This is a genomic window from Microcoleus sp. B3-D2 (assembly GCF_036705345.1).
Classification (GTDB): domain Bacteria; phylum Cyanobacteriota; class Cyanobacteriia; order Cyanobacteriales; family Microcoleaceae; genus Microcoleus.
The window spans coordinates 39308-53131 of sequence record NZ_JAUBUG010000053.1 but is presented as its reverse complement, the minus strand read 5'-3'; the positions used below and the strand labels follow the sequence as shown (position 1 = coordinate 53131).

Here is a 13824-nt window from a genome sequence, read left to right as displayed (position 1 = left end):
CAACTGAATATGCTTTCATTGATGTATTTTTAGAATCTCTTCTTATTGTACCTCATAACAGCCGGAAGTGCTGTATATGCGGGTTTAGTCAAGAAATTAGGTACTGCCAATAAAGCCGAATCGAAGCCGATCGCCCAGAGACTGGTTAAGACGCGATATTGGGGTTTTGAGCCGTATTTGACTGTTAATATCCTGTCGGATCAATTACCCGCAATACCAGCTACAGCGGCTTGCAGCCGTGCGATGGGGCACGATATACACATCTTTGAAAGTCGCGCTCGGATGTCAGCCTTGATTTATTGTGCCACTAGCTTCAAGCCTATACAGGGCGCTAATAGCAGCGTTCCCGCACCGTGCTATTTGCTGCGAAAACAGTTACACTAAATATCATAATATAAGTAAAGAGCCAAGTTTTTTGAATGAAAAAATGGGTAGCAAACCCCTTTTTGAAGCAGAAAATAAAAGCAAAAATTTAGCAAAAATTCTGCTTTCTACCTTCAGAGGCCGCTCGCCTTTTTATTGGGAATTAGATTGAATTTATGGACTGGCAAGAAATTTCTGGCAATTGGGTATTAATTCCCTCAAGACCGATCGCGATCGTACATTTTCTCGGCGGTGCATTTGTGGCGACAGCACCGCAACTCACCTATCGCTGGCTGTTAGAGGCTTTGGGGAACCAAGGATATCTTGTAGTCGCAACGCCGTTTGTCAATACTTTGGATCATATTGCGATCGCCCGCGATGTCCTCAACAAATTTGAAAATGCCCTCGATCGCCTGCGCGCCACTAAGTTGCTCAAATCTTCCTATCTCCCCATTTACGGGATGGGACACAGCATGGGATGCAAACTGCACTTGCTGATCGGTTCTGTATTTGACGTAGAACGAGCCGGCAATATTCTGATTTCGTTCAACAATTATGCCGCATCCGAAGCAATCCCGATCGTCGAGCAAATTTCCCCTGTCTTTAACGTCGAGTTTACCCCGTCCCCGCAAGAGACTAATCGCCTCGTCCAAAATAGCTATCAAATCCGGCGCAATCTTTTAGTCAAATTTAACGGCGACAATATCGACCAAACCCTGCTGTTGACCAAACTGCTAAAAGCACGGTTTCCCGACATGATTACCGTTCAGACTCTAGCGGGCAACCATCAAACGCCCTTGGGCCAAGATGTTAGCTGGCCTGTGGGTCAAATTTTTACACCCTTCGACGCGATCGGGCAGTGGGTCAAACAAGAAGTGTATCGGGAATTAAATGAATTAAAACGGACAATTCTGCTGTGGCTGAATCCTACGTCCCGCGTTTGAGATTTGAGATTTGAAATTGTGGAAGTGCTCCCACGGATAAATCTGGGGGCTGGTGATTCAGACACATAGCATAAAGTTACAGCTAACGTCCCAGAAAGCCAGCTCCTGAGCGGAGTTGGGATGATGGACAGCATATAAAACAGACGCTCCCCTTAGCCTAGATATCAGCCTGAATTCAGTATTAATACAGTGGCGTTTGAGCTAGCGGGTGCTCTTAAATTGTTAAAGGGATGTCTGAGCTATGTACTCATAGCGACGATGATCCGACTTTTCCGACTTTAAAGATCCGACTTTTCCGACTGACTGGAGCCTGAGTGGTGAGTTAACATAGTGATAGGTGCATCTGAGGCTAGGTAAATTACTGCCTAAATTAATTGCAAGTTGTTTGTCCACTTAGAGTTTCAGGCTCCAGAGATGTTAAATTGCAGTTCTGCATCAATCCCTTCCTCATGCACTCCAGATATAGATTCAGATTTTTGGAAATTATGGCAGGATAATCAAGATTATATTTACCGTTGCTGTCGCAAGTGGATGGGCAACCCAACGGATGCTGAAGATGCCCTCAGTCGGGCGATGCTGAAAGCTTGGGAAAAAGTAAGAGATTGTACGGATGATATCAAAAACTTTAAGGCTTGGTTAACCAAACTGACTTATAACCTCTGCGCCGATATCCATCGAGAGCGCAACAGAAGTGCAGTAGGAGTTGACAGTTTAGACACCATTGCTCTAGGAAGCCAAACCGAATTAATTAGCCAAGAAGAAACACCAGTTCGCGCTGCTATGCAGCGCGAACTAGAATTATTTTTTCGCGACGCAATAGATGACTTGCCAGATAGATTGCGCGAGACTTTTCTTCTCGATTTTGAATCAGGGCTATCTTATCCAGATATTGCACAACAGCTTGCTATATCCTACGATAACGTCCGCAAGCGAATTTCCCAGGCGCGGGCAATTTTGCGTCAGCGGTTCAATGAAAATTTCGGGGAAGAGGCGACTGACTCTGATTTGTCTAATCCTCAGTCGAGGGTTTCTCCTCAGTCTGCAAAAGGGAAAAACTCTCAGAATAGTGTTGAAAAAAAACTTGTTACAGAGGAGATTGAAGAAAGAGAAATTGTGGTCGGTGGGGAAGTTGAAGAGCCGGTTTTAGTGAATGCTCAATCTGATGGGGACATAGGAAAAAGAGAAATAGTGGCGGGTGGGGAAGTTCAAGAAGCGACGGTGTGTGTTTTGCATCTAGGCGCGAAGGATTATTCGCCCCTACGGATCTTGGCTAATAGTCTGGGGAATGACAGCGAAAAAGCGATCGCGCCTAACGCCTACAGCGGATTGCTTTCTGAGTCTTGGGAAAGCCAAAAAGCTCTTGGTGTGGGGGCTGCATTAATGCTGACCGCAGAGGGCTGTTGTACCATCAGCGACTGCAATCCGCTGTATTCCCAGTTTCTCAACAGAGAAAACCAATACTTGACCGATGTTCGATCGCAAGAAATGCGATCGCGCCAGGGTGCAGGAGGCGTATCGCGCAACGGTGCGTCTTGTGTATCGCCTTTTCTACTGTACAGGAGGATGTGGGCAGACAGTGGCGGCGGCTTGCTTTCTTCCATCTGAAAAATAGGCAGGCAGAAAATCGCTTTAAATCAGTTTTTACAGCCGATTGCTTTCTGAGTCTTGGGAAAGCCAAAAGCTATTGGCGTGCAGGTGGCATTAATGCTGCGGCGAGCTGCAATCCCCTATATTCCCGCTTTCTCTATGACTGGCGCTGGGCGCGATATGGCGCTAGGCGGAATTTGGCATGGAAAAATTCGGCATCCCTGGTTTCGCCAATCTAGATTTTCAGGAAGAGATGGACTGCGTAGCAGGAATTTGTCAAATCCTCCCTCGAACCGCGTCATCCCCCAAAAGTTATAGATGCCATCTATCTAAAGACTGAATAATTCACAAACCGCCTTCGGGAAACGTCTAACTAATAGAAGACAAAAAACCAACCCTTGAGTTGAAAAATTATGATTCGTCGTATTGCTTTCGTTAGTGGTCTCGTTATTCTCAATGCTTTTGGTTTTGCTACCGTAGCCCGTGCCGGTGAAGGTGGTGTGGCAGGTTCTGCGGCTTTCACTGTTAACGGCGGTAACGTCACAGGTGTGGCTGTCTCGGCTGCTGTGGGTAAAGAAAATGCTGCCGCTCATTCTTTCAACTACAACGGCACCAATACAAATGGCTTACAGAACTCAGCGTTTGCCATTGGTACTGCGGGTACACTGAGTCTCAACGGTCTTGGCGACCCCGCCGGCTTTAACCTCAACACAATAGAAGACAGCGCTCGCGCTACCCCGCAAAGCAATACCTTCACAGCAGGATACACCATCCAACTGGGTACTGCTAGTGGCGATACTTTGGGCACGGCTCCGGGCACGGCTCCGGCTCCGGCTGCGGTGGCTCCCTAGAAATGTTGAGAGTTGTTAGCTAATAAGCTGACCTAGCAATTCAAGCCATTTTTTCCCATCTCAAATCTGATATGAGGATCTTAGCGACTCGCCGCACAGAAAGTCAGGAAAGATCCTCATTAAGAGGGTTTTTTTTATCCGCAATACCTTCTGATGAATAACAAGGACATTCCCCAGATGAAACCTATGATAAATACTTCAAAAACTATCAATTCAGCCACCACAATTGTTTTTATAGATGCCGGAGTAGAAAACGCCGATCTACTCATTGAGGGCGTTATTCCCACTACTGAAGTCTTTGTCCTAGATGGGACGGCTGATGGCATCGAGCAAATTAGCCAGGTATTACAACAGCGTCAGAATATCGATGCAGTTCATATTATTTCCCACGGTTCTCCCGGTTGCTTGTATCTGGGAAATAGCCAACTGAGTTTAGATAACCTAATCCACTACGCCCCGCCACTCCAAAAGTGGAATGTTGCTAATCTCCTCCTCTATGGCTGTAACGTTGCAGCCGGAGATGCAGGAGAAGAATTTATTACTAAGTTACACGCTCTGACGGGGGCAGAAATTGCCGCTTCTAAGACTCTGACCGGGAGTGCGGCTAAGGGGGGAAACTGGGAGCTAGAAGTAACGACAGCTAAAGCATTTACCACCTTAGCCTTTCATCCCTCAGTCATAGCAGCCTACGAAGGGATATTAACCCAGACTAACGACTGGACACAGCCTGCACAATATGTTTTTGGTTATTCCTACACTGACTGGCCTCAGCTTAATCTGACTTTTTCTGATGGGACTGCCTCATCTATCACTACTAATGATGCAGGATGGGTAGAGGCTAACTCAGGTGGTACGTTTACCTATGACAATGACAATCAAAATACTGCCACTGGGTTTGCTGGGCCGGAATACCGCAGCTATTTTCTTTTCAATATAAGTTCCCTTACCGGCAAAACAGTAACGAGTGCTACTGCCAATTTTCCAAGCAGTGTAGGAACCGCCACTCCGGACGCAAGTGAATCATTTGAACTCTTTGATTTTAATGAGTCATTTTATCAAAATGGTGGCTTGGTAGGTCCTGGTAAGCCAATACATGATGATCTAATTACGGGCATGAAATATTCTGCCTCACCCTATGTTTTTCAAAATTCGAGTGGCTACCAACCCTTTTCTCTGACGTTATCTGCTGCTGCAATTACTGATTTGAACCAAGCCATTTCTAGTGCCAATATTCTTTTTGGTATGGGAGGAGCAGTTACGACACTATCTGGTTTAAGTTCAAACAATGCCCCTACCGATCTCAATCTCAGCCCTAGCAGCATTAATGAAAACGTTGCAGCTAACAGCAGTGTCGGTACGTTCAACAGCACCGACCCCGACACAGGCAATACCTTTACTTACAGTTTAGTGGCAGGCACGGGAGATACCAATAATAGTGCATTCTCCATTGTCAGCAACCAACTGCAAATCAACGCTTCCCCCGACTTTGAAGCCCAGTCCACTTACAACATCCGCGTTCGCACTACCGATCAAGGGGGACTGACTTACGATGAGCCGTTGGTGGTCAACATTAACAATGTCAATGAAACACCAACCGACCTTACTCTCAGCAACAACAGCATCGCTGAAAACGTTGCTGCTAACAGCACAGTCGGTACCTTCACCAGCACCGACCCCGACACAGGAAATACCTTTACTTATAGTTTAGTGGCTGGCACGGGAGACACCAATAATAGTGCATTCTCCATTGTCAGCAACCAACTGCGAATCAACGCTTCCCCCGACTTTGAAACTAAGTCCAGTTACAGTATCCGCGTTCGCACAACTGATACTGAAGGACTGACTTACGATAAGCCCTTAGTGGTCAATATTAACGACATCGACGAGTTTGTCAACCTTACACCCAATAACGATCTTTTCCAGGGTAATGGTACTGCCAGTGCCGACCAAATCAATGGTTTACCAGGTAGCGATCGCCTCTACGGTAATGCCGGAAACGATACCATTGATGGCGGCGATGGTGACGATGTTGTCTACGGTGGCAATGATAACGATTTGTTGCGCGGAGGTAATGGCAGCGATCGCCTTTACGGTGATGCGGGTAACGACCAACTCCTTGGTGAAGTGGGTAATGACATCCTCTATGGGGGTGATGGTGACGATCTCCTCAATGGCGGTGCAGGAAGCGATCAGCTTTATGGTAATGCAGGGATTGATACCTTTGTTCTGGCATCAGGAATGGGTCTGGATTCCATCTACAATTTCCAAGATGGCGTAGACAGAATCCGATTAGATGGAGGTTTAGCTTTCGGCGCTTTACAGATTGCCCAAAGTGGCACTTCCACCTTAATTAAAATTGCATCAACCGGAGTCACCCTCGCTTCTTTAGTTAACACGAATTCCGCCTTGATTGGGGCGGCTGATTTTAGCGCTATCGCGCCTGTCTAATAGTTTGTCTCAATTCTTAAACTATCAGGTGCGTTAACTTCCGTTAGCGCACCCTTGATTTTAATTTTATAATTATTAAAAAGTAAAAGTTTTCATTCCAATAAATATTTTTTTATTCCATCTATAGCGAGCCTAAATGAATTCTGTAATTCTTGTAGCGGCAAACTCTCCCTGGTTGCCCCCATTCGTGGGGGGTAGGCACGGGGGCACTACCCCTACATATTTGTACTAATGATTTATACGCGCTATAGAAAAATATTAACGCCATAGATTTAAGAAATATTAAATTATCAGGATATCAGCGTATAATTACTGTATTAACAGATATATTTAATGCCTAATTGCTGCGCTTGTAATGATAATTAACCCCCTCAAATTTATCGTTAATCCTACTGGGTTCCTCTCAACAGCATACAATGGTAGTATTCTCGTCGGTTTGACTCTCCTGAGCATCGCTTACTCAACCCCAGCTATAGCAGAAACTCGCTCCAATTTACTCGACAAATCCAATCAACTCGATTCCTCTGCTGCGAGTATTTCCGACCTTCCAGAAACCACCCCTTTATCAGAAAAACCCAACTGGTTTACTTATGCTACAAACTTGGAACCCTCATCCCCAAATTTAGCCTCTGAACCTGAACCCACAGAACCCCAATCAACTAATAATCCTACCGGATTGGCCCAACCTTCTGCGCCATCTACTGACCCCGATTACATTATTCCACCTCGAAGCGCTCCAAGTGTTTCCGACCTTCCAGAAGCCACCTCTTTATCAGAAACACCCAACAGGTCTACTTATGCTACAAACCTGGAACCCTCATCCCAAAATTTAGCATCTAAACCTGAACCCACAGAACCCCAATCAACTAATAATCCTAACGGATTGCCCCAACCTTCTGTGCCATCTAGTGACCCCGATTACATTATTCCATCTCGAAGCGCTCCAAGTGTTTCCGACCTTCCAGAAGCCACCTCTTTATCAGAAACACCCAACTGGTCTACTTATGCTACAGACTTGGAACCCTCATCCCCAAATTTAGCCTCGGAACCTGAACCCACAAAACCCCCATCAACTAATAATCCTAACGGATTGCCCCAACCTCCTGCGCCATCTACTGACCCCGATTACATTATTCCACCTCGAATCGCTCCAGACGAAAAAATTAGCCCCTTCACGACCAATTTACTTCTCAATGACATTCCTATCAGCCATCTAACTGAATGGGAGTTTAGTGGTTTCCATACTTTTGCTGACACCACAGACAGCGAGATTTTTTTTAATGGCACTCTCAAACTTAACAGTCGAGTCAGTGAAAGCTTAAGCAGAAATAATATTTATAGAGTAGACCAAAAAGGCACTTATTTGCAACTGCGGACTGTTCCCCTAGAACGAACAATTACAACCACAACTACCGCACCCCAAACCATGACGGGGTTAGAAATTCAAATGAGTTTAACGGCGGCTTGTATTTTTCCCAATACTCCCAGTGACCAACAATGTACTTATACCCCAGGTTTAGTTATCGATCGCAATAGTATAGATCCCGAGTTTTTCGTACCTACCCGCGTCTTTCAAACGTCTCAGGTTGGGGAAGTTGTCAAACCGGAAACTTTGGCTTTTATGCAGATTCCCGGCTTTCAAGGGGGAACCAGCAGTCAACCGATTGGCGTCGATTTTTATTTTCCCAATTCGGGTGCTTATCCGGGAAACAGCCAATCCCAAAAAACAAAACTTGAGAGAAAAGAAGAAATTGACTATACGATTGCAGGTACTGTTTCCCGAGTTCGTCAAGTTGTTAAAGCCAATGATAGAGAAGCCGTTTTAGGGCGGACTATTCGAGGATTTACTCTCTTTGTTGATGATGAAAATCGCTGGCTCAATACGGCAATTCAAGCGGGGGCGCAATTTTTACCCGATCTCATTCCTGACCTAGAAGGCAGTAAAAATCCAGTTAATACTAATATCAACCGCAACTTATTTTTAGCAGCTAATAATACTCGTTTACCCACCAGTAGTTTTACGATATATTCCGCCGGACTCGGACGGGCAGAAAGTTTAACGCCTAATGTCACCAGCTTAAATCAAGTTCCTAGAGCGAATTATAACAGCCTTTGGCTCGGTCTTTCTCCCGTGATCGATCGCAATATTGAAGATGGTCGAATCTTTTACGATCCAACAGGGCCACAAGTCACCCTTGTGGATGCTGGTGCAGAAGGTGGAGCAAATACCAATGTACAGTTATTCTCTGCGGTTAACCAAAATCAGTATTCTACGGCCAATTTGCAGAATTTTTATGCCCAAGTTTATTTAAGCTTTTTACAGCAAGATGTCAACTTTGTTAGAGAAAGTATCTATGGGGAAAAAACCTCTTACTATCCTCATCTCAGCTTTACCGGAAACTGGACAGGAGGCGAAGATATCCTGCGATACTATACGGGTGTGATTGCTTCAGAAAAGCCCAAACTCTACCTCGGTGCTGATTACACGAGAAACACGCTAAACAATTGGAGTTTTCGCGGCGGTGCGATTGGTTATCTCAACCCCGATCGCGATTATTACAGCCAACTTTGGGGGAGTGTAGCCAAAACCTTTCGCTTCAGTAGGCAGGCAAATTTAACCTTATCAACTGGCTTTAATTATGCTCTCGATCGAGAAACAAGAATTGGTGATGTACTTAGTATTTCACCAGCTAGTGAAGTTGCCGTTAGCGCTCGCGTAAATTGGGGAATTATTTCTCTGGGTTTGACCAACTATTTTGGTGATATCCTACCCAATTCCTACGACGATCGCTTACTCGTTGAGTTAACCATCCGTCCTCTAAGCACTCTCACTCTGTCTGGTTATATCGCCCCCATCGATAAAAACTCAACTCGCTCTCTCTACGGTGCTAGTGTAAGTTGGCAACTGGAAAATAACTACAACAGTCCTACCCTATCCCTCAATTGGCAAAAGAAGCAATATGATTATGGTGATGATGTTTTTGGGAATCGTTTATTATTGAATGATAATGTTTTTACGATCCTTTTTCGCATTGGTTCTCCAGCTAATCCGCTCTCTCGTTAATCTTACCCAGATTACAAGCAAACTAATTTGCTCAAATAAAAAATCAGACTTCTGCCTCATCCCAGCCTGTGAAGCGTTTGAGAAAATCTAAGCCAATAGAAATTCTCACCGAGATTACCTCATTTGCCAGTTAACCGGCTTCATACGGCAGTGCGATAATATTTTAGCAGACTAAGTACCGAAGAATCGGGAATACCGATGCTATGGGAATTGCCACTGTCTAGGGCGGTGCAGTCAAATCAAAAGATCGTAAGCTGCGTAGCAGCTTAACAGTCACGCAGGGTTATTAGGGAAGAGTTGAGGGGCTACCCTCAACCCTTACCCGCTACAAATATTAGTGTTATTTTCGATCGTCGATACAGGGCGAATAATTTTTGACGATCGACAAACAGTTCCGGCCATCAGCCATTCTCTCGTAACTAATACTGTCTGCGATGTCTTTGATTAATTTTAGACCCCGCCCGCCCGGAGAGTGAATATCGACTTTTTCCGAAATATCTTTGATTTTTTTCTCTAAATCAAACGGATCGCCCGAGTCCCAAATTTTAATCTCTAAAGATTCAGCGAACACAGCCACCTGAATGTCAACAGGCAAATCCGCTGGTTTGCCCTTGTGGGCGTGACGCACCGCATTCGTAAAACCCTCAGCCAAAGCCAACTGACACCTTATCCACACACTTGTAGGAATTCGCGAGTCGTACAATTGTCCAAACCACGACAAAACCCAGCTTAATCCATTCAGACCTGTATTGACTTGAAGATCCGCTTTTTTTAGCATCGGCAACTTTTCGGAACCCTTTAATTCAATCACGCTCACCACAGAAGTTCTTCATCGGCCCGTGGGCAAAATACAACGAGACAAAATACAACCAGATAAAATACAACGAGACCAAGTATAACGGCGGCCAAATTGAATGGTAGTTTGAGGATACTAGCTTTGGTGGGCCGTGGATCAATGTCTAATCCACTCATCGGCTAGCCACTATACCATAAATAGCATTCTCATGTCAACCACCGCCTGTGGCAAATAAAAGTCTATAAAAATTTATATTCTGAGTATAAACTGAGTGAAGTTCGATCGCGCCAAATTTCCATCAAATTTTAACGTAAATTGAACTCAACGACCCGCCCTCAAAAGCAATTACCTCGAAAGCGATGTCAATCAACTATACTCAATCTCAGACAAGGGCGCTGACAGGATATATTTTAAATGACCCCCAGACCTTGAAAAACTTGTAGTACCTAAGTGCCCATGTTTCAAATTCTGGTTATTGACGATGATACGGCTGTTCAAGAACTGCTGAGAAGAACCCTGAAAAAACAGGGTTACGAAGTAACAGTAGCAAGCAATGGCGAAGACGGTGTAGCCCAGGCGCAAAAATTGCGTCCGGCCCTGATAATTTGCGATTGGATCATGCCGCGCTTGACCGGCATCGATGTCTGCCGTCGAGTTAAGGCAGATCCGGATCTGTCAACTACACAATTCTTTTTGTTGACTTCTTTGGGTTCGATCGCCGATCGAGTCAAAGGCCTCGACGCAGGTGCCGACGATTTTATCTCGAAGCCGATCGAACTCAACGAGTTACAGGCGAGAGTACGCGCGGGATTGAGGCTGCACCAACTCAGCCGAGATTTAAAAATAGCCAAGCAAAGTCTGGAAGCAGAGTTAGCCGAGGCGGCCGAGTACGTGCAATCGCTGCTGCCAGATCCGATGACGGAACCTATCAGCATTGAGGCAAAATTTATTCCCTCCCGGCAGTTGGGGGGAGATTGCTTCGACTACAACTGGCTAGATGCCGATTATTTGGCGATTTACTTGCTCGACGTAGCCGGTCACGGTTTGCGGGCGGCGCTGCCTTCTGTGGCAGTGCTGAATTTGCTGCGATCGCGCGCGCTCCCCAACATAGACTACTACAAACCCAGCGACGTTTTGCGCGCCCTGAACACCACCTTCCAGATGAGCTACCAAAATGACAAGTATTTCACCATCTGGTATGGCGTTTACAACCGCATTTCTCGCCAGCTAGTTTATGCCAGCGCCGGCCATCCACCGGCCGTGTTGATTTCCCAGTCCCCTGCGAGCACTGCTAAAATCCAGCGATTAAAAACCCCCGGAATGCCTGTCGGGATGTTCCCCGACGCCCCCTATGTCGATAATTGCTGCGATGTCGAGGATTTGAGCACTCTCTACATCTTTAGCGACGGGGTATACGAGATCCACCAACCTGACGGCAATATCTGGGGGCTTGACCCTTTCGTCGACCTGTTAGCAGCTTACAACGGTGCAAGTGCCGACCAGTTAGAGCTGGTTTTGAACTACATTCAAAAGTTGAACGCTAAAGCAGTTTTTGATGATGATTGGTCTTTACTCAAGGTAAACTTTGGCTAGCTGACTTCTTGCATTGCATCTGCGACAAAATAGCAAGAAGGCAGCAGCCCAAAGATTTAGTTAGTTGAAGGAATTTTGCTATTAAAAGCATCGCGGGTCGGAAATATCTCGAAAACTCGATCCATGCTGGTGAGTTCAAATAAGATGCGGATTTGCTCGTTGATAGAACAGACAACTAATTGACTCCCAGCGGCCCGGACTGTTTTGAGCGCCAAGACTAAAGCGCCTAAACCAGAACTATCCATAAATGTCACATCAGTGAAGTCTATCAATACCACATCGGCTCCCGCTTCCACTAGGTCGCTAATCTCTTGGCGGAATTGACTTGCCTTGGTGCCGTCTAAAATGCCAGAGGGCTGAATAATTTTAACTACAGGACTCATATTTTGCGGTGGGAATGTCAGAATTTCTAGCCAGACTAGGCTAGTATAGCTGCGAGATGGACTCCGATCCAAATAATAGAGTGGGATTTCTAAGACATTTTCACTCTTAAAGGCAGCGCCCAGCAGCCTCTAAACAGTCCAAGAAACTGATTCAGCTTAGTTGTATGCTTCCTCAATATCTTCAGAGCGCCCTTAGCATCGGCGTTGACTGCCCACCCAATAGCTGTGCGGTAAAGTCCACAATGGATACGTTTGCGACTGAATTTATAGGTATTGGGGCTGTCTGCATTCCATAGGGGGAGATTGACATCTTCGACTTTTCATCGACTTAGCATAATTTTCGATTTCAACACCCACCACAGCGACAGAGCAGATACCATAACAATCAAAGCGGAAACAGCCGGTATGCCAGCGAGCTGGCTCAAACCACCCATCACTGGAATACCGCCCACAATAATTGCGAGTCCGAGTGCAAAACCTGTGGCTGTGGCTGGCTGTTGTGGCATAATTTTGGCTGTGGCGGCGAGGGTGACAGGAATACTCGACTGGAGTAGTGCTAAACCAAGAATTAAAGTGAGGTAATTTGGTGGATAAAATAATAATAAAACTGCGGCCATTGTGAGGGAAACAATTGTGTAGCGCCTCCAGCCCCAGCGCTGTGCGAGAATACCGCCAAAGACTTTGGCAATACCGGCGACAAAGGCGATCGCAACGAGCTGATAGAGATGCCTTTGTAAGAGGAACTGGAAGCTAGTCCAGACGGTGGAAGTGAGCGCGATCGCGCTTAGTAGTACCAATAAAACCGAGTCATCTAATTGGATATATTCGATTTTTTCCTTCCCAGAGAGAGCCTGGTCATGGGAGAACATATCATATTTTGACAAGTCAATTATGGCAACGATCGCCATCATTAAACCGAGTAGTATTACTATCGGCAAGCTAACTTTGTAACCCGTCCATCCCCACGCACCACCTAATGTTAAACCGATCACTCCGGGTGCGGCAAAAATTCCCGGACCAGTAGTACGATTAGGAGTAGCAGTTAATGCTAAAGCGCCGCCACCTACATGAAAAGCCGCCGAACCAATTCCTGCTAAAATTACAGCTAGTTGAAAATGCCATTGAGCGATCGCTAATGCCAATAAAAGCGAAAACAATCCCCCCAAAACAGCTAGACGAGGACGTTGGAATTTATCGGTCAGCATTCCCGCCAATGGCTGATACCCAAAACCCAGAATGTTGTAGAGAATAATCAGCCAACTTGCTTGCTCTAAAGACATCGTGCGGGGCAAACTTCCTAACACAAACCCCGCGGCTGCATCAGCTAAACCGTGAGCAATACCAAGAATTAAGGAGAGGGAAATAGCAGAAAGGTAAATAGTTGGTTGGTGCAACCGAAATTTATGTTGATAGTTTGGCATTGGATTAGATATAGCACTTGACAGTTTTGGTCATAAACCTCGTTTCTTTGCGCCGTCGATTTCTTATCGGTCGCGCAATCAAAATCGATCGCTTTTATCTGAGGAACCAGGAGGACATTGAAAAGCACCATCAACCAATTGCGATATCTCAGGAGCTTTCATAGATGGCTTTTCAGTTTCACAAATGCCTTGAATGAATTTGTCATTGTCCTTGTATTTAACAATAAATATTGTAACTTGGTAACTTTTGAGATCCTTTATTTTGCTCGTGGCTGTAAAATTAGCTTTCGTTGCATCTCCCTGAAAATCATATCGATAACATCCATATCTAGTTTTTTTTTTTGCGTAATTTTAATTATTCCCAATTATTAGTC

11 protein-coding genes and 1 pseudogene are annotated in these 13824 nt (G+C 45.5%); 8 read left to right on the top strand and 4 right to left on the bottom strand.

Annotation, left to right across the window (positions count from 1 at the left end; genetic code table 11):
• Nucleotides 1-45 precede the first annotated feature (45 nt).
• The 7 genes from QUB14_RS19860 (at nt 46) to QUB14_RS19830 (ending at nt 9257) form a co-directional block, all read left to right on the top strand.
• On the top strand, nt 46-384 hold the full coding sequence (locus QUB14_RS19860; RefSeq protein WP_333218699.1) for a hypothetical protein: 339 nt from the start codon (nt 46-48) through the stop codon (nt 382-384).
• 155 nt (nt 385-539) lie between these two features.
• Nucleotides 540-1307, top strand: coding sequence for a DUF1350 family protein (locus QUB14_RS19855; protein ID WP_333218700.1), 768 nt, complete (start codon nt 540-542; stop codon nt 1305-1307).
• Nucleotides 1308-1721: 414 nt separating this feature from the next.
• Nucleotides 1722-2912 carry a sigma-70 family RNA polymerase sigma factor gene (locus QUB14_RS19850; protein ID WP_333218701.1) on the top strand — a complete coding sequence of 397 codons (1191 nt, stop codon included), beginning with the start codon at nt 1722-1724 and terminating at the stop codon, nt 2910-2912.
• 60 nt (nt 2913-2972) lie between these two features.
• Nucleotides 2973-3212 carry a hypothetical protein gene (locus QUB14_RS19845; RefSeq protein WP_333218702.1) on the top strand — a complete coding sequence of 80 codons (240 nt, stop codon included), beginning with the start codon at nt 2973-2975 and terminating at the stop codon, nt 3210-3212.
• Between the two features lie 95 nt (nt 3213-3307).
• A complete protein-coding gene (locus tag QUB14_RS19840; protein WP_333218703.1) occupies nt 3308-3745 on the top strand; it encodes a hypothetical protein in 438 nt (145 codons plus the stop codon).
• A 186-nt stretch (nt 3746-3931) separates the two neighbouring features.
• Complete coding sequence (locus QUB14_RS19835) at nt 3932-6193, top strand: DUF4347 domain-containing protein (protein WP_333218704.1); 2262 nt, start codon at nt 3932-3934, stop codon at nt 6191-6193.
• Nucleotides 6194-6548: 355 nt separating this feature from the next.
• Nucleotides 6549-9257: a hypothetical protein gene (locus tag QUB14_RS19830; protein ID WP_333218705.1), complete on the top strand. Its 2709-nt coding sequence runs from the start codon at nt 6549-6551 to the stop codon at nt 9255-9257.
• Between the two features lie 340 nt (nt 9258-9597).
• On the opposite strand, the gene QUB14_RS19825 is transcribed toward QUB14_RS19830, so the two are convergent.
• Entirely contained in the window at nt 9598-10077 is a 480-nt protein-coding gene (locus QUB14_RS19825; RefSeq protein WP_333218706.1) for an anti-sigma regulatory factor, read from the bottom strand.
• A gap of 432 nt (nt 10078-10509) precedes the next feature.
• Between QUB14_RS19825 and QUB14_RS19820 the strand changes: the two genes are divergently transcribed.
• On the top strand, nt 10510-11646 hold the full coding sequence (locus QUB14_RS19820; RefSeq protein WP_333218707.1) for a SpoIIE family protein phosphatase: 1137 nt from the start codon (nt 10510-10512) through the stop codon (nt 11644-11646).
• A 56-nt stretch (nt 11647-11702) separates the two neighbouring features.
• On the opposite strand, the gene QUB14_RS19815 is transcribed toward QUB14_RS19820, so the two are convergent.
• The 3 genes and pseudogenes from QUB14_RS19815 to QUB14_RS28780 all read right to left on the bottom strand — a co-directional run.
• The gene (locus QUB14_RS19815; protein ID WP_006632013.1) at nt 11703-12029 is read right to left on the bottom strand and encodes an STAS domain-containing protein; all 327 of its coding nucleotides are present in this window, start codon (nt 12027-12029) and stop codon (nt 11703-11705) included.
• Between the two features lie 320 nt (nt 12030-12349).
• Nucleotides 12350-13450, bottom strand: a complete 1101-nt coding sequence (locus tag QUB14_RS19810; RefSeq protein WP_333218708.1) for an MFS transporter — start codon at nt 13448-13450, stop codon at nt 12350-12352.
• 78 nt (nt 13451-13528) lie between these two features.
• Nucleotides 13529-13759, bottom strand: a pseudogene (locus QUB14_RS28780) (type IV pilin-like G/H family protein); the annotation flags it as partial.
• Nucleotides 13760-13824 lie beyond the last annotated feature (65 nt).

What these genes read in the sequence shown, in the direction of transcription:
- QUB14_RS19855 (WP_333218700.1), top strand. Translation starts at nt 540, where the DNA reads ATGGACTGGCAAGAAATTTCTGGCAATTGGGTATTAATTCCCTCAAGA.
- QUB14_RS19850 (WP_333218701.1), top strand. Translation starts at nt 1,722, where the DNA reads ATGTTAAATTGCAGTTCTGCATCAATCCCTTCCTCATGCACTCCAGAT.
- QUB14_RS19840 (WP_333218703.1), top strand. Translation starts at nt 3,308, where the DNA reads ATGATTCGTCGTATTGCTTTCGTTAGTGGTCTCGTTATTCTCAATGCT.
- QUB14_RS19835 (WP_333218704.1), top strand. Translation starts at nt 3,932, where the DNA reads ATGATAAATACTTCAAAAACTATCAATTCAGCCACCACAATTGTTTTT.
- QUB14_RS19830 (WP_333218705.1), top strand. Translation starts at nt 6,549, where the DNA reads ATGATAATTAACCCCCTCAAATTTATCGTTAATCCTACTGGGTTCCTC.
- QUB14_RS19820 (WP_333218707.1), top strand. Translation starts at nt 10,510, where the DNA reads ATGTTTCAAATTCTGGTTATTGACGATGATACGGCTGTTCAAGAACTG.
- QUB14_RS19815 (WP_006632013.1), bottom strand. Translation starts at nt 12,029, where the DNA reads ATGAGTCCTGTAGTTAAAATTATTCAGCCCTCTGGCATTTTAGACGGC.
- QUB14_RS19810 (WP_333218708.1), bottom strand. Translation starts at nt 13,450, where the DNA reads ATGCCAAACTATCAACATAAATTTCGGTTGCACCAACCAACTATTTAC.